Origin of the sequence: Amaricoccus macauensis (assembly GCF_049800915.1) — a bacterium.
In the GTDB taxonomy this organism is placed as follows: domain Bacteria; phylum Pseudomonadota; class Alphaproteobacteria; order Rhodobacterales; family Rhodobacteraceae; genus Amaricoccus; species Amaricoccus macauensis_A.
Genome location: NZ_JBNAFY010000003.1, coordinates 404,076 through 424,288 on the forward strand (window position 1 = coordinate 404,076; position 20,213 = coordinate 424,288).

Annotated in this window: 19 protein-coding genes; 11 read left to right on the forward strand and 8 right to left on the reverse strand. The window is 62.1% G+C overall.

Features of this window, described 5'->3' with window-relative positions:
- Positions 1–2: 2 nt before the first annotated feature.
- Entirely contained in the window at positions 3–452 is a 450-nt protein-coding gene (locus ACP15W_RS09705) for an NUDIX domain-containing protein (protein WP_424932677.1), read from the forward strand.
- 6 nt (positions 453–458) lie between these two features.
- Here ACP15W_RS09705 and ACP15W_RS09710 read toward each other — a convergent pair whose 3' ends face one another.
- The 4 genes from ACP15W_RS09710 to ACP15W_RS09725 form a co-directional block, all read right to left on the reverse strand.
- Complete coding sequence (locus tag ACP15W_RS09710) at positions 459–800, reverse strand: DUF2853 family protein (RefSeq protein ID WP_424932678.1); 342 nt, start codon at positions 798–800, stop codon at positions 459–461.
- A 63-nt stretch (positions 801–863) separates the two neighbouring features.
- A complete protein-coding gene (locus tag ACP15W_RS09715) occupies positions 864–1,415 on the reverse strand; it encodes a GNAT family N-acetyltransferase (protein WP_424932679.1) in 552 nt (183 codons plus the stop codon).
- The gene (locus tag ACP15W_RS09720) at positions 1,412–2,359 is read right to left on the reverse strand and encodes a bifunctional riboflavin kinase/FAD synthetase (protein WP_424932680.1); all 948 of its coding nucleotides are present in this window, start codon (positions 2,357–2,359) and stop codon (positions 1,412–1,414) included. The genes ACP15W_RS09715 and ACP15W_RS09720 overlap by 4 nt, the downstream gene beginning before the upstream one ends.
- 31 nt (positions 2,360–2,390) lie before the next feature.
- Positions 2,391–2,846, reverse strand: coding sequence for a MaoC family dehydratase (locus ACP15W_RS09725; protein WP_424932681.1), 456 nt, complete (start codon positions 2,844–2,846; stop codon positions 2,391–2,393).
- Positions 2,847–3,171: 325 nt separating this feature from the next.
- Between ACP15W_RS09725 and ACP15W_RS09730 the strand changes: the two genes are divergently transcribed.
- Entirely contained in the window at positions 3,172–3,651 is a 480-nt protein-coding gene (locus tag ACP15W_RS09730) for a hypothetical protein (RefSeq protein ID WP_424932682.1), read from the forward strand.
- Positions 3,652–3,682: 31 nt separating this feature from the next.
- Here ACP15W_RS09730 and ACP15W_RS09735 read toward each other — a convergent pair whose 3' ends face one another.
- Entirely contained in the window at positions 3,683–4,618 is a 936-nt protein-coding gene (locus ACP15W_RS09735; protein WP_424932683.1) for a DMT family transporter, read from the reverse strand.
- A 164-nt stretch (positions 4,619–4,782) separates the two neighbouring features.
- Here ACP15W_RS09735 and ACP15W_RS09740 point away from each other — a divergent pair, with 164 nt between their 5' ends.
- The gene (locus ACP15W_RS09740; RefSeq protein ID WP_424932684.1) at positions 4,783–5,658 is read left to right on the forward strand and encodes a LysR substrate-binding domain-containing protein; all 876 of its coding nucleotides are present in this window, start codon (positions 4,783–4,785) and stop codon (positions 5,656–5,658) included.
- A 79-nt stretch (positions 5,659–5,737) separates the two neighbouring features.
- Positions 5,738–7,813 carry a M23 family metallopeptidase gene (locus ACP15W_RS09745; protein ID WP_424932685.1) on the forward strand — a complete coding sequence of 692 codons (2,076 nt, stop codon included), beginning with the start codon at positions 5,738–5,740 and terminating at the stop codon, positions 7,811–7,813.
- A gap of 50 nt (positions 7,814–7,863) precedes the next feature.
- On the opposite strand, the gene ACP15W_RS09750 is transcribed toward ACP15W_RS09745, so the two are convergent.
- Complete coding sequence (locus ACP15W_RS09750; RefSeq protein WP_424932686.1) at positions 7,864–8,742, reverse strand: TIGR01459 family HAD-type hydrolase; 879 nt, start codon at positions 8,740–8,742, stop codon at positions 7,864–7,866.
- Positions 8,743–8,910: 168 nt separating this feature from the next.
- Between ACP15W_RS09750 and ACP15W_RS09755 the strand changes: the two genes are divergently transcribed.
- The 6 genes from ACP15W_RS09755 to ACP15W_RS09780 all read left to right on the forward strand — a co-directional run bounded on the left by ACP15W_RS09755 (position 8,911) and on the right by ACP15W_RS09780 (position 14,683).
- Positions 8,911–9,669 (forward strand): class I SAM-dependent methyltransferase, encoded by a 759-nt coding sequence (locus ACP15W_RS09755; protein WP_424932687.1) that lies wholly within the window; start codon positions 8,911–8,913, stop codon positions 9,667–9,669.
- A 341-nt stretch (positions 9,670–10,010) separates the two neighbouring features.
- Complete coding sequence (groES, locus tag ACP15W_RS09760) at positions 10,011–10,322, forward strand: co-chaperone GroES (RefSeq protein WP_424932688.1); 312 nt, start codon at positions 10,011–10,013, stop codon at positions 10,320–10,322.
- A 45-nt stretch (positions 10,323–10,367) separates the two neighbouring features.
- Entirely contained in the window at positions 10,368–12,020 is a 1,653-nt protein-coding gene (gene groL, locus ACP15W_RS09765) for a chaperonin GroEL (RefSeq protein WP_424932689.1), read from the forward strand.
- A 288-nt stretch (positions 12,021–12,308) separates the two neighbouring features.
- Complete coding sequence (locus tag ACP15W_RS09770; RefSeq protein WP_424932690.1) at positions 12,309–13,208, forward strand: D-amino acid aminotransferase; 900 nt, start codon at positions 12,309–12,311, stop codon at positions 13,206–13,208.
- Between the two features lie 20 nt (positions 13,209–13,228).
- Positions 13,229–13,924: an HAD family hydrolase gene (locus tag ACP15W_RS09775; protein ID WP_424932873.1), complete on the forward strand. Its 696-nt coding sequence runs from the start codon at positions 13,229–13,231 to the stop codon at positions 13,922–13,924.
- A gap of 228 nt (positions 13,925–14,152) precedes the next feature.
- Positions 14,153–14,683: a hypothetical protein gene (locus tag ACP15W_RS09780; protein ID WP_424932691.1), complete on the forward strand. Its 531-nt coding sequence runs from the start codon at positions 14,153–14,155 to the stop codon at positions 14,681–14,683.
- A gap of 766 nt (positions 14,684–15,449) precedes the next feature.
- On the opposite strand, the gene ACP15W_RS09785 is transcribed toward ACP15W_RS09780, so the two are convergent.
- Together ACP15W_RS09785 and pyrF are read right to left on the reverse strand one after the other, a co-directional pair.
- Positions 15,450–16,280: an IS1595 family transposase gene (locus tag ACP15W_RS09785; RefSeq protein ID WP_424932692.1), complete on the reverse strand. Its 831-nt coding sequence runs from the start codon at positions 16,278–16,280 to the stop codon at positions 15,450–15,452.
- A gap of 355 nt (positions 16,281–16,635) precedes the next feature.
- Complete coding sequence (pyrF, locus tag ACP15W_RS09790; RefSeq protein WP_424932693.1) at positions 16,636–17,334, reverse strand: orotidine-5'-phosphate decarboxylase; 699 nt, start codon at positions 17,332–17,334, stop codon at positions 16,636–16,638.
- Positions 17,335–17,543: 209 nt separating this feature from the next.
- On the opposite strand from pyrF, the gene clpB reads away from it, so the two are divergent.
- Entirely contained in the window at positions 17,544–20,144 is a 2,601-nt protein-coding gene (gene clpB / locus ACP15W_RS09795) for an ATP-dependent chaperone ClpB (protein ID WP_424932694.1), read from the forward strand.
- The last annotated feature ends 69 nt before the right edge of the window (positions 20,145–20,213 follow it).

Below are 20,213 nucleotides of genomic sequence, written 5' to 3' on the forward strand. Positions count from 1 at the left end.
GCATGGCAGGAGCCCCGCGCCTCGCCGTCCGGGCCATCATCGTCGAGGCCGGCAGATTTCTCCTAGTTAATGCCTACCCCGACAAGGTGAGCGATCTGTGGTGTGCGCCCGGCGGCGGGGTGGAAGCCCATGCAAGCCTCCCCGACAATCTCGCACGCGAGGTCCGGGAGGAAACAGGCCTCCTCGTCACACCGGGCCGCCTGCTTGCGGTTTCGGAGTTCCACAGCGAGGCGAGCGGCTTTCACCAGGTGGAGCTGTTCTTCGCTGCCACCCCCGTCTCGACCGCCCTCGATCCCGCCTGGGCGGACCCCGAGGGCATCGTCACGGAACGACAGTGGTTCAGCCCGGCAGAACTCGGCGGCGTCCGGTTCAAGCCGGATTTCCTGCCACAACTCGCCTTCGATCCGCCGGCACATGCAATCTACGATCCGCTCGAGCCGATGATTGCCTGACGAAACTCAGGCGTAGACCGATTCCTTGCCGAAATGCTTCGTCAGCAGATAGTAGATCACCGCGCGATACTTGGTGCGGTTCGACTGACCATACTGTTCGACGACCTTGGCGATCCCGGCATCGAGATCCGGCCCGTCGCTCAGCCCGAGCTTCTTGATCAGGAACCGCGTCTTGACCGTCTCGATTTCGGATGGATCGCTCGACGCGACCGTCGCGGAGTCCTTGTTGTAGATCGAAGGCCCGAGCCCGATCACCACCTTCTTGAGCAGATCCATGTCCGGTTCGACACCGCATTTGGTCTTGAGGTCTTCGGCGTAGGTCGCAATCAGGTCATCGCGCTGGCTCATGCTTCTGGTCCCTTCGGCTTTCTCCCCTTGCGCGGGAGACTTTTGGCCCGCGCTCGCCTCAGGTCAAGTCCCGCGTTCTTCCACACTAAGACCGTAAACCACATGCGGACGCAGCGGATGTCCCGCGGCAAGAAGCGGATGCTCGAAATCGAGGTCAGGGATGCGCGTCAAACCGATGCGCCGCATCACTGCCAGAGAGCGCGTGTTTCCTTTGACTGTGAAGGAAACGATCCGCCCGAGCCCCACTTCGCCGAAACCGTGGTCGAGCCAGGCTTTCGCCGCCTCGCTCGCGATGCCCTGCCCCCAATATTGGCGCGGCAGGCGCCAGCCGATCTCCGTGATGCCCTGCACGGGACCGGCGAAGGCAACCCGGTTCAGCCCCGCCATTCCGGCAAAGGCCCCATCCGCACGCAGCTCGATTGCCCCGAAGCCGTTGCCCGCCTCCGCCGAGCGTTTCAGGATCCGGTCGAAGACGGTGTCGCTCTGAGCTCGCGTCAGCGGCGTCGGGAAATGGGCCATCACATCGGGATCGGCGTTCATCGCGGCAAACGCCTCGCGATCCTTCTCCTCGAACGCCCGCAGACGAAGCCGCGCCGTCTCCAGCGTGCAGGTCACGGAGTGGCGGCCGCCGCGAGCAACCCCCGCGCCTCCTCCACATCCTTGTGCATCTGCGCCACCAGTGCCTTGGCACCCTCGAAGCGCAGCTCCGGCCGCTGATAGGCCACCAGCGCAACCGACACCTCCTCGCCATAGAGGTCGCCGGAGAAATCCATGAGATGGACCTCGAGGTTGGGCCGGTTCTGCCCGAAGGTCGGCCGCGCCCCGATCGAGGCGCAGCCTGCATACCGCCCCTGGTGCGGGCCAGACAGCACGTCCACCGTCACCGCATAGACACCGAAGCGCGGCTGGTGCAGATCGTCGAGGGGCAGGTTGATCGTCGGAAAGCCTAGCGTGCGGCCCCGCTTGTCCCCATGCGCGACGCGCCCTTCGATCCGGTGCCAGTGGCCCAGCATCCGCGCGGCTGCCTGCGGATCGCCCTCCGAAAGCGCCTCGCGAATCGCCGAGGAGGAAAAATCCCCCGTTTCGTCACGCACCAGGGGCGCGATGGTCACACCCATGCCCGTCTCCGGCTCCATGGTCCGGATCATCTCGATATCGCCACTGCGCCGCTTGCCGAAGCGGAAATCCGCACCGGCTACGAGATGCGAGAGCCCCAGCCCGTCGACCAGCACCTCGCGAACGAAGACCTCAGGAGAGAGGGACGCAAGCGCCGCGTCGAACGGGAGTTCGAACAGGATGTCGACGCCCAGCTTCTCGAGCCTGTGGGCGCGCGCCTCCGCCGTCATGAGCCGGAAGGAGGGCCTGTCGGGCATGAAGAACCGGCGCGGATGCGGCTCGAACGTGACGACGCCGAGCGGCACGCCGTGCGCCTTCGCTTCCTGACGGGCAATATCGATCACCGATCGATGACCGATATGCACGCCGTCGAAATTTCCGATCGCCGCCGCCGCGCCGCGGTCCTCCGCGGGGATACCTCGATAACCCTGGTGTCTCTTCATGGCCCCTGCGGGCCAACCGCAGGGCCCTTCGTCAGTCGAACTTGCGGCTCGGCGCCAGAACAAGCGCGTCACCCTTCACTACGACCGTATTGCCTACCCGGCACAGGCATTCAAGGGCGACCCGGCGCTTCGAGTGATCGATGTCCTTTACCGATACCACCGCCTCGACCCGATCGCCCGGACGAACCGGCGCGAGGAACTTGAGATCCTGCTTGAGATAAACCGTGCCGTGGCCCGGAAGCTGCTCACCGATGACCGCCGAAATCAGCCCTGCCGTCAGCATCCCATGGGCAATCCGGCCTTCGAAGATCGTGTCGCGGGCGTAGTCATCATCCAGATGCACTGGGTTGTGGTCCGTCGAAAGCTCGGCGAACATCTCGATTTCCTTGTCGCCGATCGTCTTCGAAAGCGAGCGGGTCATCCCGATCTCGAGATCTTCTATGCAGATCGTGCCGATCGGTAGGTTGTGGCCTCTGGTATCCAACATCTCACTCTAACGCCTCGCGAACCATGTTGCAGTGCGGCAAACATATCAGTTTTTGCACGAGCGTGCAACACGTCTGCGCAACTATATTTCATGATAGGACCAATGTCGTAACTTTATTACGCGCTGGTTTTGTCACCTTCTGGCAACGATCTTTCCTGCAAACCGCCGGTTTCGCGGCTTTCGCGAGGTAACACACTGATAAATTGCGCGTCATGGTATGATTGCGCACTTGAATGACCACTCAAGAACCGGAAGATTAAGCAGGCCACCCCACCGCAGGGCAGGAGGCAATCCTCAACCGTCATCCCCTCCCGAAAGGCCCTCCATGCAGACATCCGCCAAGGACACGATCCAGAATATCGCCATCGCTGGTCTCGTCGGCCAGTTCGCCTTCGAGGCCTATGCCTGGCTGCTCTCGCCCGCCCTCTTCGGCCCGGCTCTCCAGCCCTCGAACCTCGTCATGGCAATCGCCGCGAAACTGACCGGCGCACAGATTCCCTATGGCGCGGCCTTCGTGCTGCACTTTCTCATCGGCAGCTTCGGATTCGCGGCCCTAGTGTGGCTTCTGAAGCGGGTTACGGGCTGGAGCTATATCCTTGCGGGCGGTGTCACCGGCTTCGCGCTCTGGTTCGTCGCCCAGGGCGTCCTCGCCCCATTCATCGGCCGCAGTTTCATGATGGGCTTCGGCTCCTACACCCAGTCATCCTTCGTGTCGCATGTGGGCATGACCCTCGTCATGGGCGCGGTATTGCGCACCCTCGAGAACCGCCAAGGCAGCGCGGACCAGGTCTCTCAACTCGGCTGAGGACGGGCCGGTTGGTCGCGCGCCGGTCCACTCAGGCCCGGCATGCCTGACCCGGCGCCGCCTTCCCCAGCGGTGTCACGGTCCTTGCTCCGGCCTTTCGCCGCTGACCCACCTGCAGAACCGCGACCCCGGAAAGGATCAGCGTGATCGCGGCAATCTCGGGAAGCCCCACGCGCTCGCCCGCAAGCCAGCCGATCAGCAACGCCACGACCGGTGGCAGATAGGTCGATCCCGAAGCAGCCACGGCACCGAGTTCCTGCAACAAGTAATAGTAGATCAGATAGGCGAGCCCCGTGCCCAGCGCGCCAAGCCCGATCACCATGCCGATCGCGGCATTCCAGTCCGACGTGATGGCGCCGATCCCCGACAAGTCGGTAAAGGCGAAGAGCACCACTGTCGCGATTCCGGTCTGCCAGGTGGCAAGCGCCAGCGGCGGCAATTTATAGGGTGAGAGGAACCGCCGCGCGTAGACAAAAGACAGCCCGATACTGAGCGCGCCCAGCATCATCCAGAGAATACCCACCGGGTCGAGCGCCGCGCCCGCAGATTCCCAGGGGCGCGCAACCAGAACCACACCGGCCAGCCCAAGCGCCACACCGAGGAAGCTCAGAGCCCCGCCCCGTTCCCCCGGAAGAAAGATGAGCGCACAGAGAAAGGTGAAGAGCGCGATCGAACCGGTCAACACCCCTGCAACCCCGGAAGGCAGCAGCGCCAGCCCCTGCGCGAAGGCGAAATAGTAGAAGGCCGTCGCCAGCATCGCCATTGCCGCGAAGTGCGGCAGAAGCCGCAGTTGATCGCGCCGGATCACCCCCTGCCGCCACGCGACGAAAGCCAGCGGCAGGAACCCGAGGAGCACGCGCAGGAAGGTCACCTGCGCCGGCGAAATGATCGCGACGGCCCATTTCATGTAGATGAAGTTCGAGCCCCAGATGACTCCGAGAAACACGAAAATGGCATAGACACGCATCACGGAAACCTCCAGTGACAGGAGTGCGTTTACAGGCTTGGACCCGCACCCCGGCGGGAGCATTTGGCCTCAAGCCGCATTTCCGTCGTCTTTACAGAAGTCCGACACGATTGACGCGCCAGTTCGCCTGCGTCTATGCAGTAGAAAAACTACAGGGTTCCGTCATGAGCCTCTCCACCGGCCGCCTGCCGCCCCTCAATGCGCTCCGCGCGTTCGAGGCCGCCGGGCGCAGCCTCAGCTTCCGGGCCGCCGCCGACGAACTGGGCGTGACACAAGGCGCGGTGGCCCAGCATGTGCGCGGCCTGGAGGAGCGTTTCGGTTTCACGCTCTTCCAGCGCCTGCCCCGCGGCCTCGCCCTCACCGAGCGCGGCGCGGCCTATTTCGCCGATGTCCGCCGCGCCTTCGAACTGCTGACCGAGGCCACGGACACGGTTCTGGCCCGCCCCAAGGTCGTCACGCTCTCGGTCACGCCCACATTCGCCTCGCGCTGCCTGATGCCCCGCTTGCCGCGCTTCACGGCGGATCACCCCGAAATAGAGTTGCGAATCGTCGCTACCGACAAGGTCTCCGACATGCCCCGCGACGGCGTCGACCTCGCGGTCCGGCTTGCAAAGCCCCCCTTCCCGCTCGGCATTTCCGCCCAACTGCTGTTTCCCCAGGAGATGATCGCGGTGGCGGCTCCGGGCCTCTTTCCCCCCGAGGATCTGCCGCTCGGGCCCGAGCGGCTTTCACAGGTGACGATCCTCGATGATGGCATCGGGGAATGGGGCCGCCTGCTGCAGGGACGCGCGCCTCGGACACGGCTCCGCTTCAACCAGACCGCGCTCGTCATCGACGCCGCCATTGCCGGTCAGGGCATCGCCATGGCGATCCCGGTCTTTCTCGCCGGCCCGCTCGCCGCCGGCCAGCTTGTGCGCATCACCGACGAGACCTATGCCACCCCCAAGGGCTACTACCTCGTCACGCCCAAACAGCCTCAGGCCCCTGCCGCCACGGCAATCGTGGCCGACTGGCTCGCTGGCGAGAACTGGACGGCCTAAGCGGCTCTCTCGCGGTTTACGGAGTTACTCAAAGTTCAATGAAACAGATCTGGCAGGCCTGATCTAACCGCAGCCCCGCTTGGCTCACGCCCAAAGTAAACCTCGCTTAAACCAGGCGGAATACGACAAAAGTCACATCCGACCGGTTATTTTTTTTGTACCGTGGAGGTTCGCATTCTTCCGCGAAGACGAATTTTCAATTCAGTTATTCAGGAGAAAGATCGTGAGATACATTTCTTGCTTCATGTCTGTGTGCCTTCTCGCATTAGGATTTCCATCCTTTTCAAGCGCACAAGAAACCTTCAGCTTCCCCGCCCGGGCCTCTGACATTCCATCCGACGCAAACTGGACAGTCAACGAGTTCAGCGAAGGCGCGTTCATCATGGATCTCAACGTCCGGCGATGGTCGGGCGGAAGCTGGCGCGGAAGCTCTGGTGGCTCAGCAAACAGCGCAAACTACGATTGGGATGTTCCCCTCTATGCGCCCGCCAGTGGCTTCATAGTCAGTTGCTGGCGCAACTTCCCCGACCACCCTACGGCGGGCGGAACGCATCCCGACTTCCCGTCTCGTATCTTTGGCGGCGGGAACTTCGTCTACATCGTGACCGATGAAGGTAACGGTATCAGCATCAATCACCTCAAATCCGGTTCTCTCCCGGCACATCTGTGCCCCGTGAACGCGGGCAATGCGGCTTATCCGAATACAACCCGCAAGGAGGGCGACTGGCGCGTCGCGGCATATATCGACGATCCTGCCGACTGGGTCCGGATCGAAGAGGGCGAGTTTATCGGGACGGTCGGCAACAGCGGTCGGTCCAGCGGGCCGCATCTTCACATTTCCAGCCAGCCTGTCCTGTCTCAGACCGGTGACAACGGGCGCATCGAACTCGGCGACGCACAGGCCATGCGGTTTCGCAATGTCTGGGGTCATGGCTACGACCATGATAGCAGGCCCGATGCGGAAGACTGGTATCGCTGGCGTGGCGCGGAATTTACTGGCAATCCGGATTGCGATGGCTTTTCGCCCAATACGCCCTCCTGCCGATACAAGTCGATTCTGCCCTCGCCATTCCTGCGCCGTGCCACCGCATCTGCGGGCACGGTCGCTTCGTCCATGGACACGCTCTTCGTATCTCAGAACCGGATGGTGACGGCCACAATCGGCCAATCGGATGGCCGGCTGAAGCTGATCGCCTGGGACCTTGTCGGCCTGGATCAGATCAATCGTCGGGGCGATCTGTCAGATGGTATCGTGAAGGACGTCCATCTCGCCAGAACTGCAAGCAACATGGTCCTCGCCGCAGTTCGTCAAACGGATGATCGGCTCAGAATGGCCGCATTCCGGGTCGGTCCATTCGGCACCCTTTCGAAGGTTGCCGAGAAGACTTACGGCAAGATTTCCTGGCTGGACATGGCCGAAATTCCTGGCGTGAACAAAAGAGCTGTTGCTGCGATGCGAACGAACAGCGGCGAGCTCAAATTGATCGCTTTCGATACATCAACAGTCATCCAGGACGGCGAGACCGTGCATTCGATCAATCGGCTCGGCGAGATTGGCGGCCCAGCGATCAGCGCAGTCGCCGTTTCTCATACCCGCAGCTTCTCGGGCGTATACGCGGCCCAGCGCCTCTCGGACGGCACCCTCAAGGTCACGCCGTACCAACTATCCTCCAGCGGGATGCGTTTCACCGCAGGAACGCCGGCCAGCGCAGGGTCGATAGGCAATAGCCTCGACGTCGCTCCATTGCCTTCGGGCGTGGCCGTATCGGTTCGAGATGGTCAGGGACGACTGCGGACGATGAGCTGGGGCCTGGACAGCGCTGGCAATCTTGATCCGCAGCGCAAGGCAACAGTCGTCGATTTCGCGGTGTCTCAGATCGAGCTCATGACAACTCCGCATGGCGCTTCGAACCTTGCCGGGATCGTCCGCAACGGGAACGGCGATCTCGAGCTTGTGGGGTTCGCCGCTGATGACGATGGCTCCAACCTGCGACGGCTCGGTGCCTCGCGGGCCGGAGGCATCAGTGGCCTGGCGGCAGCCGCAGTCTCTCGCTCGTATTCGAGCGGCCCCCGCGACATGATCGTGACAGCCGTTCGCGACGACGACGCCGGACTGCGCCTGATCACCTGGGACACCAATCTGAACGCCCCATGAAGAATCGCGAAGGCGGGGATCTACCTTCCCCGCCTTCCAGCAAAAAACCTCTACTTCAAAAAACCCATCGCGAACTTGGGCGCGAGCTTGGCCTGCTCCAGAAGCACATGCAGCTTTGCCGCATCCGGCCCGGCATCGGGCGTCGTTGCGGTCTCCGCCGCCGCCAGCCCGCCGGTGATGTAGATCGCGTCGAGCGCCTCGCCCATCGCGCCCAAGATATCCGTCGCGATTCCGTCCCCGATGCACAGGATGTCCTGCGCTTCCACCGCCTCGCCCGTCGCCTTCGCCAGATCGTCGCGCGCGAGGCTGTAGATCGGCGGATGCGGCTTGCCGAAATAGTAGCTCTTGCCGCCGGCTTCCGTGTAGGCCTTCGCAATCGCGCCCGCGCAGTAGATCCGCTGCTCGCCCACGTCCACGATCACGTCCGGGTTGGCGCAGAGGAGCTTCAACCCCTTGGTCTTGCCGTAGAGAATCGTTGCCCGGTAATCCTCCGGCGTCTCGGTCTGATCGTCGAAGAGCCCGGTGCAGATGATGCCCTCGGCCTCCTCCAGCGGCACCCGCTCGACGTCGAAAGGCGTGCCGTCCGCATCCTCGAAGAAGCCCAGATCGCGCTCTGGCCCGATGTGGTAGACCTTCCGCCCAAACGCGCCCGAGGCCATCGCGGCCTGCGCCGCATCCCCCGAACTCACGATCAGGTCATAACACTCCCGCGGCGCGCCCAGCCCCTCGAGCTGCACCGCCACGTTCCTGCGCGGTCGCGGCGAGTTGGTGAGCAGCACCACGCGCCCCCCGCCCTCGCGGAACCGGATCAGCGCCTCGACAGCAGCCGGAAAGGCCCGCACCCCGTCATGCAAACAGCCCCAGAGATCGCAGAAGAGCGTGTTGTAGCCCGGATCGATCTCCCGGAGTGACTGGATAATCTTCGTCATCAGAACCCTCGCCTCGCCGCGCATCGCGGCCAGGAGGGACCTAGCCGATTCCCCTGCGGAATTCAAAGCGGCGGTTGCAACCCTCCAATTCCTGCAATCCCGTTAACCATTTGGGAGAGCATTCACGCTAGCCCGGACTCAACCCCGATTCATGCGAGAACCGCCACGATGTCCATTATCGACCGCAATCCTGTCCCGTTGCTCGACCGGCAAACCGTGCGCAACCCGTATAACCTGCTGGAATTCGCCACGCTGCTCGAAACGCTCGGTCCGGTTCAGGGGCTCGACGTGCTCGACGCCGGTTGCGGCGAAGGACGGCTCACGCGCATCCTCGCCCGCTCCGGCGCGGAGAGCGTGACCGGGGTGGACATATCCGCCGAGATGATCGCCCGCGCCGAAACGCAGACCCCAACCTTCGATGAAATCGGCTATGCCGGATCCATCACCTACCGCCAGGTCAGCGCCGCCAACAGGACATGGCGGCTCGACCGCCCCGTGGATGCCGCAACGGCCATGCACCTGTTCCAGTTCGCCACAACCGAAAACCACCTCGCGCAGATGTGCCGCTTCCTCGCCCGCAACCTCAAGCCGGGCGGACGCCTTGCGGGCTGCGCGATCAACCCCGAGTTCGACTTCGCGAAGGCCGCCTCCGAAATGGAGGCAAAGCTCGGCTTCCGCCTCCGGGCCATCGAGCTTCCCGCCTGCGAACTGGTCACCGGCGAGCGCCGGACCCTGGTCCAGGCCTGGAGCAGAGAGATGATCGCGACCTGCCTGCGCGATGCCGGCTTCATCGGCATTCACTGGAACGACCCGGATTTCTCCGAAAACCTCGCCCCCCTGACGAAGGACCTTGCCCGAGACCTGGAGTGGTATCTTGCCAACCCAGGCGGAATTGTCTTCTCTGCGCGCCTCGATCCGTTGCCCTGAGCGCCCTCAACACGCAAAACCCGCAGCGCAGGGGGCTTGAAGCTCCGGAAAGTGCCCCCACCTCGAAAGTGGGCATGCGCAAAAGCGCGTCCCGCGCCTGAGAGTGCGGCGTTTTTCTGCCTCCGGTCTCGCCACGGCGATCTCCGGAAGGTTGTGTGCGCGCAACGCGACGGGGCCGCAGCGCCCGCAAGAGCTTCTCGGCGCGAAGTTTTTGCCGCCACCCCTTCTTGACAATCGACGGGTCTGTTTCTAGATAGGCCGCATTAGCACTCACGGGTGGCGAGTGCTAATAAATCCAAGCCACCAATTTTAAGGTTGGAACGCAACAAGGAGCGATCCCAATGCAATTCACCCCGCTGCATGACCGTGTTCTGGTTCGCCGCATCGAGAGCGAAGAGAAGACCAAGGGCGGCCTCATCATCCCCGATAGCGCCAAGGAAAAGCCCTCCGAGGGCGAAGTCATCGCCGTTGGCGAAGGCGCGCGCAAGGATTCGGGCGAGCTGATCCCGATGGCCGTCAAGGCGGGCGACCGCATCCTGTTCGGCAAGTGGTCCGGGACCGAGGTCAAGATCGACGGCGATGACATGCTCATCATGAAAGAGAGCGACATCCTCGGCATCATGGGCCCCAGCAGCGCTGCCGCTGCCGCCTGAGCCGACCTCACTCCCAGACATTACTGAAGCACAGGAGTATTCCTAATGGGTGCTAAACAGCTCAAGTTCGATACCGACGCACGCAACCGCATGCTCAACGGTGTCAACCTGCTCGCAGACGCCGTGAAGGTGACCCTCGGCCCGAAAGGCCGCAACGTCGTGATCGACAAGTCCTTCGGCGCACCGCGCATCACCAAGGACGGTGTCACTGTCGCCAAGGAAATCGAACTGGAAGACAAGTTCGAGAACATGGGCGCACAGATGGTCCGCGAAGTCGCTTCGCGCACCAACGACGAAGCCGGTGACGGCACCACCACCGCAACCGTTCTCGCTCAGGCCATCGTTCGCGAAGGCATGAAGTCGGTTGCTGCCGGCATGAACCCGATGGACCTCAAGCGCGGCATCGAACAGGCCGTCGCCGTCGTCGTCGAGGAAATCAAGTCGAAGGCACGTTCGGTCTCCGGCACCGATGAAGTCGCACAGGTCGGCACCATCTCCGCCAACGGCGAGAAGGAAATCGGCGACCAGATCGCAGACGCGATGCAGAAGGTCGGCAACGAAGGTGTCATCACCGTCGAAGAGAACAAGGGTTTCGAAACCGAAACCGAAGTTGTCGAAGGGATGCAGTTCGACCGCGGCTACCTGTCGCCTTACTTCATCACCAACGCCGACAAGATGATCGCAGAACTCGAAGACTGCTACATCCTGCTGCACGAGAAGAAGCTCTCCTCGCTCCAGCCGATGGTTCCGCTGCTCGAGACCGTCATCCAGTCCGGCAAGCCGCTCCTCATCATCGCTGAAGACGTCGATGGCGAAGCACTCGCGACCCTCGTCGTGAACAAGCTGCGCGGCGGCCTCAAGATCGCAGCCGTCAAGGCACCGGGCTTCGGCGACCGCCGCAAGGCCATGCTGCAGGACATCGCGATCCTCACCGGCGGCCAGGTCATCTCCGAAGATCTCGGCATGAAGCTCGAGAATGTCGGCCTCGACATGCTCGGCACCTCGCGCAAGATCACCATCACCAAGGACGAAACCACCATCGTCGACGGTGCTGGCGAGAAGGCGGAGATCGAAGCACGCGTTTCGCAGATCCGTGCCCAGATCGAGGAAACCACCTCCGACTACGACCGCGAGAAGCTTCAGGAGCGTCTGGCGAAGCTCGCAGGCGGCGTGGCTGTCATCCGCGTCGGCGGTGCATCCGAGGTCGAAGTTAAAGAGCGCAAGGACCGTGTGGACGACGCTCTGAACGCAACCCGCGCAGCTGTGCAGGAAGGCGTTGTCGTTGGCGGCGGCGTGGCTCTGGTGCAGGCTTCCAAGAAGCTCGCAGACCTCGCTGGTGAAAACTCCGACCAGACCGCAGGTATCGCGATCGTCCGCAAGGCGCTTCAGGCTCCGCTGCGTCAGATCGCCGAGAACGCTGGCGTGGACGGCTCCGTCGTGGCCGGCAAGATCATCGAATCCACCGATGACAGCTTCGGCTTCAACGCTCAGGCCGAAGAATACGGCGACATGTTCAAGTTCGGCGTGATCGACCCGGCAAAGGTCGTCCGCACCGCACTTCAGGACGCCGCATCGGTTGCAAGCCTGCTCATCACCACCGAGGCGATGATCGCAGACAAGCCCGAGCCGAAGGGCGCTGCTGCCGGCGGCGGCATGCCCGACATGGGCGGCATGGGCGGCATGGGCGGCATGATGTAATCCGCCCGCCCGGCAGCTTGAGACTACGGAAAGGGCGCCTTCGGGCGCCCTTTTTCGTGCCTTGCGATCAGTCCCAACCTCACGGACCGCCGCGCCGAGCTGCCTGCGCGGATCAAGGCGCGGGCAGTCAGCGGGCAGCGTGCGGATCGGGAATACCGACGTTTTGCCATACGTAAGCCATACCCTTTCCATATCGATTCCATATCGGACCTGGGGCCGGAATCGCCGGGTCTTCCCTTCCCCTCCCGGCAGTCCTAGCCTCTCGCGATTCGAGCAGAGGGGCGGGGCATGACCGACGAACTTTTCACCCATCAGGCCGAGGAAGACGCGCGCAACAAGAACATCCTGATCTGGGTGAACGGGGCGCTCCTGCCGCGGGACAAGGCATTGGTTTCAGTCTACGATTCGGGCTTCATGCTGGGCGATGGCGTGTGGGAGGGGCTGCGCCTCTACGACGGCCGCTGGGCCTTTCTCGACGAACATCTCGACCGGCTTTTCGAAGCGGCGAAGGCCATTGCCCTCGACATCGGCCTCGACCGGAGCGCGCTCACTGAGGCGCTTGAAAAAACGCGTGAAACCAATGACATGACCACAGATGCTCATGCCCGTCTGATGGTCACGCGCGGGATCAAGTCCCGCCCCTTCCAGCACCCGGCACTCTCCCGTCGCGGCCCCACGATCGTCATCATCATGGAGCACTCGAAGCCCCGAATTCCGCGCCCCATCCGGCTCGCCACCGTGCCCCACATGCGCGGTCTGCCGATGACCCAGGACCCGAAGCTCAACTCGCATTCGAAGCTCAACTGCATCCTCGCCTGCATTGCCGCCGAAAAGGCCGGCGCCGACGAAGCCCTCATGCTCGACGTGCATGGCTTCGTGAACACCACCAATGCCTGCAACTTCTTCATCGTGCGCAGGGGGGAGGTCTGGACCTCGACCGGCGACTACTGCATGAATGGCATAACCCGAAGAAAAGTCATCGAAATCTGCCGCGCAAACGACATTCCCGTGTTCGAGCGGAACTTCTCTCTCGTCGATGCCTACGGCGCGGACGAGGCCTTTCTCACCGGCACATTCGGGGCTCAGACACCCGTGGGTGAAATAGATGGCCGCCAGATCGGGAGCGGAAATCTCGGGCCCGTCACCGTCCGCATTCGCGAGCTCTACAAGGCGTTGGTGGCGGCATGAGTGGCCCGGTTCGGATCGCAATGTGGTCGGGGCCGCGCAACCTTTCGACCGCGATGATGTATGCTTTCGCTGCACGCGGAGATTGCACGGTCGTCGATGAACCGTTCTACGCCGCCTACCTCGCGGAAACCGGTCTCGACCATCCGATGCGCGAGGAGATCCTCGCGTGCCAGCCCGCTGACCCGGCCACGGTGATCACGGGCCTCTTGGCGCCCGTGGAAACACCGATCCACTACGCCAAGCTGATGACCCACCACATGCTTGAGGATTTCCCGCTCGATTGGCTCGGCAGCGTCACGAACGTCTTTCTCATCCGGCATCCGGCCCGCGTGATCGCGTCCTACGCAAGAAAACGCGAGCGCCCGACCCTTGCGGACATCGGCTTCGCCGAACAGGCACGGCTCTTCGATACGCTCGCAGATCGTACGGGGCAGGCGCCCACTGTCATCGACAGCACGGCAATCCGCGCTGATCCGGCTGCGAGCCTCTCGCGATTGTGCCGGAACGCCGGAATCCCTACCAGCGACAGCATGTTGCGCTGGCCAGCCGGTCCGAAGCCCTATGACGGGATCTGGGCGTCGCACTGGTACGGCGCGGTGCATCGCTCGTCCAGGTTTGAGGCGGCGGAGGGGCCGCTGCCCGAACTGACCGGGGAATATGCCCGGCTATGCGCGCGGGCGCTGCCCTATTACGAGCGGCTGGCGCGGTATCGGTGAGGGCTTGCCGGTGAGTGTCCGTTAACCGGCCATGATGGCGGGCGGGTCAGCGTGCCGAACGGATTGTTAGGGCGCGACACGCTAGGCTCGACGGATAAAGTGCCTGGTGCTGGATGCCTTCCGAATTCGTCATTGAATACTGTGTCAAGGCGGTCGTCGAAGGCGAGCCTGGGCAGGGCCGTCCGAAATGTCATTAGATAGGCAGATTGAGACGAGGAAGAATTGCGAATGAATTTCCCAGACGTGTTCCGCAGGGTTTCCCCGTTGCGGATGGTTCTTGCGAGAGCCAAGCGGGGTTTTGCATCCAACTTCAGGATTCTGATTTTTATTATTATTTGTCAGTTGTTTATACAGCCCGCGGATTCGAATGAGCTCGATTACGATTTGAGCGTCGAGGATATGCGTTCATTCTCTTCCCGTGAAGAAGCGGTGTTGTATTTCGAGGAAATAGCAAGATCTTTCCCCAGTTACGGGGAAATGCGGGAGTGGCTGGAGGGGAACGGGTTTGTCTTTTTTGAATACAGAGGGCTTGAGGCCGGGCTCCTCAGAAACGAAAGAGCAGTACGATTGCTGGCGGGCTTTTCGACACCGATTGACAAGTCGCCGCCGCCTGCTTCCCTAGTGGGCCAGCTTGCATACGTCCTTCTCAGCCCGTTCGAAAGATGGTCGTTCACGCGCCATTCTACCGGAATAACGGTTTTGTACTCTGATGAGACAACTCTTACTGAAGTGCAGATAAATCCGATAGGTTTAAACTAAATTGATTAGTAATGCCTCGATGTTGATATTCTTACTCACAATCCAACAAAAATTCTCATTCTCTCAAAATCGCCCACAACATCAACGCAACTATGACCCAAACGCAGGTTGGTGATTACAGATGCGGTGGGACCGAGCGACCGACATTCTCTACGCCGCCGATCTGGGCCTGACACCGCGACCACGGGCACGAGAGGAGCCCGGCAAGTTGAGTATTGACAGTATTATCAAATTATTACTTGTTATCAATATACCACATAACAATCACCGTAAAAAATGACGTTAAATATAAAAATAGCATTATTAAAAGGCAGGATCTGTTTCGCTTGAAGAATCCAGGCGGTAGCCCAATAATTCCTCTTTTTCTATTATTTCTGATATGTGTGTTCTCCCTTGAAACCAACAAGCCACCCAACACTATCGTTGTGATAGCTGCCGCATTTATTGCATAATCTATTATGTTCATTCCCCAGAATCTCCGAGAAGGTTTTGCAGACGCAACTTTGACCCAAACGCAGATTGTTGACTACTGAGGCGGTGGGACCGAGCGATCGACATTCTCTATGCCCCCGATCTGAGTGCGCCTGACACCACGACCGTGGGCGCGCGAGAATAGAGCACACATCACGACAATTGACGGAATGGTTCGATACCGGCGACGCTTTTGTCGCCCACTGGCATCATCGTCGCCAATGTCGATCCGGATCGGACGGTGGTCCCAATGAAACTGGATCTCACTGATGTAGCGTGAAAGGTGCTCCTTGCTTCACGAATGCCAGACGCCCATCTTGGCCCGAACCAGAAAGAGGTTGAACGCTTCTGCGGTATTGATGTGGGCATCGCCGCGGACATATTCGCCATGGCTATGAACGACCGAACTGTGCGCCTTGTGAGCCTTGCCGAGGCCGACCAAGGTCTTGTCGCCATCGGTCATCAGGTGGGCGCTTTTGTCCACTATCGCGTCCAAGAGCGGGCCAACTTCTTCCTTGGACCCATTCATTATCGGCGCTGCGCGCAGGCGCCCGCCGCGCTCTGTTGCGACCATAATGCGCTGTTTCGAGCTCGCACGGCCTGGCGGATTATAGATATGTTTCGCGACCTTAGAGCCATATTTTGAGCGATTGCGGCGCGCGGGATCTCCGCCGTCGGCAATGTCGTCCACCTCGACAACACCCGAGAGTTTGGGTTCATCCTCCGGCGGGTCCATCATCCGTCGCAGTGCGTGGCCGATCCGCCAAGCACTGCGCTGCGTGATACCGAGATGGCGCGCCATAGTCAGACTGCTGATCCCCTTGCTCGATGTGACGACGAGAAAAGCAGCCTCGATCCAAGTCGACGGCGGCAACTTGGTTCCATGCATAGGCGTGTTGCTGGTCGCACTGAACTGACGACCACATCCACAGCACTCGTAGAGACCCGGACGCCGCGTTTCGAGGGACCAGTGGTCGCGGCTTTCACAGCACGGACAGGTGGGGCCATCTGGCCACCGGAGCCACTCCAAGAGGCGCAAAGCGCTCTCCTCTGTGGCGAGGTGATGGCGGAGATCCGCAAACGAGCGGATGGAAGCAAAATCGGGAGCGGGTTTCCTGGTGCGCATCGCGGCATATTACCCGATCCACGCTCCAGACCGGACAACTTCGCTACGCACGGTTAATGCGCTACAGGATTGAATTCGCTGTGTTTCCGAAGTTCACCTGCGTTTGGGTCATAGTTGCGCAACATCAATATTACCGGACTTTGGCTCAGAATACACGCGACCCGCGAAGATAGCGCCTTCTGATAATAATTGGGAGGCGCGGCATTGGTGGACCCTTGTTTCCTGCCGTCATTGTGCGCGTGAAATAGTTCCCAAATTTACTTCTCATAAAGGTGAAAATTCACGGCAGCGTTTGTGTGGCCGCATTTGGCGGCCACCGGGTGTCGATGATGACGCTTGTATGATCTGGGCGCTATCAGACCGCCCGGATTTCCTCCAGAATGGACAAGGCTGAAGCACGGGGATCCGGGGCCGCCCAGATCGGGCGCGCGATCACCAGATGGTCGGCCCCCGCCTTCAGCGCCTCTGCGGGCGTCGCCACCCGTTTCTGGTCCCCAAGCGCTGCACCCGCCGGCCGCACACCAGGCGTGATGATCAGCCGTCCCTTCGCCTCCGGGAGCGCGCGGATCGCCGCAGCCTCCTGGGGTGAGGCGATCACGCCATCGGCCCCGGCCTCGAACGCCCGCCGTGCGCGCTCGACCACAAGATCGGGGATCGCGCCGCCCCGGATCAGCGCATCATCGAGGTCGTCCCGGTCGAGAGACGTGAGGATCGTCACCGCAAGGATCTTCGTCGGACCATCCCCCCGTCCCTTCACCGCCGCGCGCACAACATGCGGATCGCCGTGAACGGTGAGGAAATCGAGCCCAAATTGAGCCAGCCCTCGCACCGCCGCCTCGACAGTCGCGGAAATGTCGAAGAGCTTCATGTCGAGGAACACGCGCTTGCCCTGCCCCTTGAGCTCGTTGGCGAGCCCCAGCCCGCCACCGGTGAGCATTCCCAGTCCCACCTTGTAGAAGCTGACGGCATCGCCCAGCGTCTCCACGAGATCGAGCGCGGCAGGCGCGTGCGGCAGGTCCAGCCCGACGATCAGGCGGTCATCCGATGTGGTCATCTTGTCCTCCAGGTCCCGTCCCGGGTGATTTCGCGCCGACAGCAAAGTGTCAATACTTGCACGCAATTCTGACCTGCACGCTTGAGTGGAAAGACCGCCGCCCCCATATCCTGAAGCAAGGGACGTGCCATGACGGACGTCCGCGACTGCAGGCCGGAGGAAATCGTCGAAATCGAGGTTTCCCTTGGGTGCTGAAGAAGGAGAAGAACATGAATTTCGAGAAGTTCTCGGAACGGGCGAGGGGGTTCATCCAGGCCGCGCAAACAATTGCTCTGCGCGAGGATCATCAGCGCTTTCTGCCCGACCATCTGTTGAAAGCCCTGCTCGACGACAACCAGGGCATGGCCGCAAGCCTCATCAGCCAGGCGGGCGGCAATCCCAAGCAGGTACGGGCCAGTGTCGAGGCCAATCTCGCCAAGGAACCCAAGGTTTCGGGCGGCGACGGACAGGTCTACCTCGATGGTCGCACGGCAAAGGTACTGGCCGAGGCCGAGAAGGTCGCCCAACAGGCGGGTGACAGCTTCGTCACCGTCGAGCGGCTGCTGACCGCCCTCGCTGTCACCAAGTCCGGCGCGAACGACGCACTGAAGGAAGGCGGCGTCACCGCGCAGAAGCTTAACGAGGCCATCAACGACCTGCGCAAGGGCCGCACCGCCGACACCGCCAGTGCCGAGCAGGGCTATGACGCGCTGAAGAAATACGCCCGCGACCTGACGGAAGCCGCGCAGGAAGGCAAGATCGACCCGATCATCGGCCGCGACGATGAAATCCGCCGCGCCATGCAGGTGCTCTCGCGCCGGACCAAGAACAACCCGGTTCTGATCGGCGAGCCCGGCGTCGGCAAGACCGCCATTGCGGAGGGTCTCGCGCTCCGGATCGTCAATGGCGACGTGCCCGAATCCATTGCCAACAAGCGCCTGCTCGCCCTCGACATGGGCGCGCTGATCGCCGGCGCGAAGTATCGCGGCGAGTTCGAGGAACGCCTGAAATCGGTGCTGACCGAGGTGCAGGCCGCAGCCGGAGAGATCATCCTCTTCATCGACGAGATGCACACGCTCGTGGGCGCCGGCAAGGCCGATGGCGCGATGGATGCCTCCAACATGCTCAAGCCCGCCCTTGCGCGCGGCGAGTTGCATTGCGTTGGCGCGACGACGCTCGACGAATACCGCAAACATATCGAAAAGGACGCCGCACTCGCCCGCCGCTTCCAGCCGGTCGTGGTCAGCGAACCCACGGTTCAGGACACGATCTCGATCCTGCGCGGCATCAAGGAGAAGTATGAGGTCCACCACGGTGTGAGCATCACCGATAGCGCGCTTGTGGCGGCGGCGACGCTCTCAGACCGCTACATCACCGACCGCTTCCTGCCCGACAAGGCCATCGACCTGATGGACGAGGCCTCCTCGCGCCTGCGGATGGAGGTGGATTCCAAGCCCGAAGAGCTCGACGCGATCGACCGCGACCTGCTCCAGAAACAGATCGAAGCCGAAGCGCTGAAGCGCGAGAAGGACGAGGCGAGCCAGGAACGGCTGCAAAAGATCCTCAAGGAAATCTCAGCGCTCGAGGACAAATCCGCCGAGATGACCGCCCGCTGGACGGCGGAGCGCGACAAGCTCAAGGGTTCGGCCGAGGTCAAGGAACAGCTCGACCAGGCCCGTGTGGACCTGGAAAACGCCAAGCGCGCCGGTAACCTGCAACGCGCGGGCGAGCTTGCCTATGGCATCATCCCCCAGCTCGAAAAGCGGCTCAAGGACGCCGAGGAGGCAGGTCAGACCGGCGACCTGATGGTCGAGGAAGCCGTCACGCCACAGCATGTGGCCTCGGTCGTCGAGCGCTGGACCGGCATCCCGGTCGACAAGATGCTCGAAGGCGAGCGCGAGAAGCTCCTGCGCATGGAAGAAGAGCTGGGCAAGCGGGTGATTGGTCAGAGCGAAGCCGTAACGGCGGTCTCGAACGCGGTGCGCCGGGCGCGCGCAGGCCTCAACGATCCGAATCGTCCGCTGGGCAGCTTCCTCTTCCTCGGGCCAACCGGCGTCGGCAAGACCGAGCTGACGAAGACGCTCGCCGATTTTCTGTTCGATGACGATCAGGCGATGGTGCGCATCGACATGAGCGAGTTCATGGAGAAGCACTCCGTCGCGCGGCTCATCGGCGCGCCTCCGGGCTATGTCGGCTACGATGAAGGCGGTGTGCTGACCGAGGCCGTGCGTCGGCGTCCCTATCAGGTGATCCTGTTCGACGAGGTCGAGAAGGCACACCCGGACGTGTTCAACGTGCTGCTGCAGGTGCTCGATGACGGGCGGCTGACCGATGGCCAGGGTCGCGTCGTCGACTTCAAGAACACGCTGATCGTGCTGACCTCGAACCTCGGCTCACAGGCTCTGGCCGAACCGGGCAACGTCGAGCAGGCGCGCGATCAGGTCATGGCGGCGGTCCGGGCGCATTTCCGGCCGGAGTTCCTGAACCGTCTGGACGAGATTGTCATCTTCGACCGTCTCAGCCGCGAAAACATGGACGGTATCGTGGAAATCCAGCTCGGCATTCTCGAGAAACGCCTCTCCGGTCGCAACATCGCGCTCGAGGTGGACGAAGCCGCGCGGACTTGGCTCGCCAATCGCGGCTACGACCCGGTATATGGCGCGCGGCCCCTCAAGCGCGTGATCCAGAAGTCGCTGCAGGATCAGCTTGCCGAGAAGCTGCTGGCCGGTGAAATCCTCGACGGGGCGGTCGTACCGGTAACCGCCGGCGAGGAAGGCCTGCTGATCGGGGCCGATGCCGGTCGCAGCCCGAAGACCACCCTGGTGCACTGACACTTGATGGGTCTTGCCTGAAACTTGTGGGAGCCGCCCTGCCATCGGGCGGCTTTCGCGTGTTCAGAG

Excerpts from the sequence above, each read along its gene's own strand:
- ACP15W_RS09705 (WP_424932677.1), top strand. The coding sequence starts at position 3 with ATGGCAGGAGCCCCGCGCCTCGCCGTCCGGGCCATCATCGTCGAGGCC.
- ACP15W_RS09735 (WP_424932683.1), bottom strand. The coding sequence starts at position 4,618 with ATGCGTGTCTATGCCATTTTCGTGTTTCTCGGAGTCATCTGGGGCTCG.
- ACP15W_RS09720 (WP_424932680.1), bottom strand. The coding sequence starts at position 2,359 with ATGAAGAGACACCAGGGTTATCGAGGTATCCCCGCGGAGGACCGCGGC.
- ACP15W_RS09775 (WP_424932873.1), top strand. The coding sequence starts at position 13,229 with ATGTGGTCGGGGCCGCGCAACCTTTCGACCGCGATGATGTATGCTTTC.
- ACP15W_RS09710 (WP_424932678.1), bottom strand. The coding sequence starts at position 800 with ATGAGCCAGCGCGATGACCTGATTGCGACCTACGCCGAAGACCTCAAG.
- ACP15W_RS09770 (WP_424932690.1), top strand. The coding sequence starts at position 12,309 with ATGACCGACGAACTTTTCACCCATCAGGCCGAGGAAGACGCGCGCAAC.
- groL (WP_424932689.1), top strand. The coding sequence starts at position 10,368 with ATGGGTGCTAAACAGCTCAAGTTCGATACCGACGCACGCAACCGCATG.
- ACP15W_RS09750 (WP_424932686.1), bottom strand. The coding sequence starts at position 8,742 with ATGACGAAGATTATCCAGTCACTCCGGGAGATCGATCCGGGCTACAAC.
- ACP15W_RS09780 (WP_424932691.1), top strand. The coding sequence starts at position 14,153 with ATGAATTTCCCAGACGTGTTCCGCAGGGTTTCCCCGTTGCGGATGGTT.
- ACP15W_RS09785 (WP_424932692.1), bottom strand. The coding sequence starts at position 16,280 with ATGCGCACCAGGAAACCCGCTCCCGATTTTGCTTCCATCCGCTCGTTT.
- ACP15W_RS09730 (WP_424932682.1), top strand. The coding sequence starts at position 3,172 with ATGCAGACATCCGCCAAGGACACGATCCAGAATATCGCCATCGCTGGT.
- ACP15W_RS09740 (WP_424932684.1), top strand. The coding sequence starts at position 4,783 with ATGAGCCTCTCCACCGGCCGCCTGCCGCCCCTCAATGCGCTCCGCGCG.
- clpB (WP_424932694.1), top strand. The coding sequence starts at position 17,544 with ATGAATTTCGAGAAGTTCTCGGAACGGGCGAGGGGGTTCATCCAGGCC.
- ACP15W_RS09725 (WP_424932681.1), bottom strand. The coding sequence starts at position 2,846 with ATGTTGGATACCAGAGGCCACAACCTACCGATCGGCACGATCTGCATA.
- pyrF (WP_424932693.1), bottom strand. The coding sequence starts at position 17,334 with ATGACCACATCGGATGACCGCCTGATCGTCGGGCTGGACCTGCCGCAC.
- groES (WP_424932688.1), top strand. The coding sequence starts at position 10,011 with ATGCAATTCACCCCGCTGCATGACCGTGTTCTGGTTCGCCGCATCGAG.
- ACP15W_RS09755 (WP_424932687.1), top strand. The coding sequence starts at position 8,911 with ATGTCCATTATCGACCGCAATCCTGTCCCGTTGCTCGACCGGCAAACC.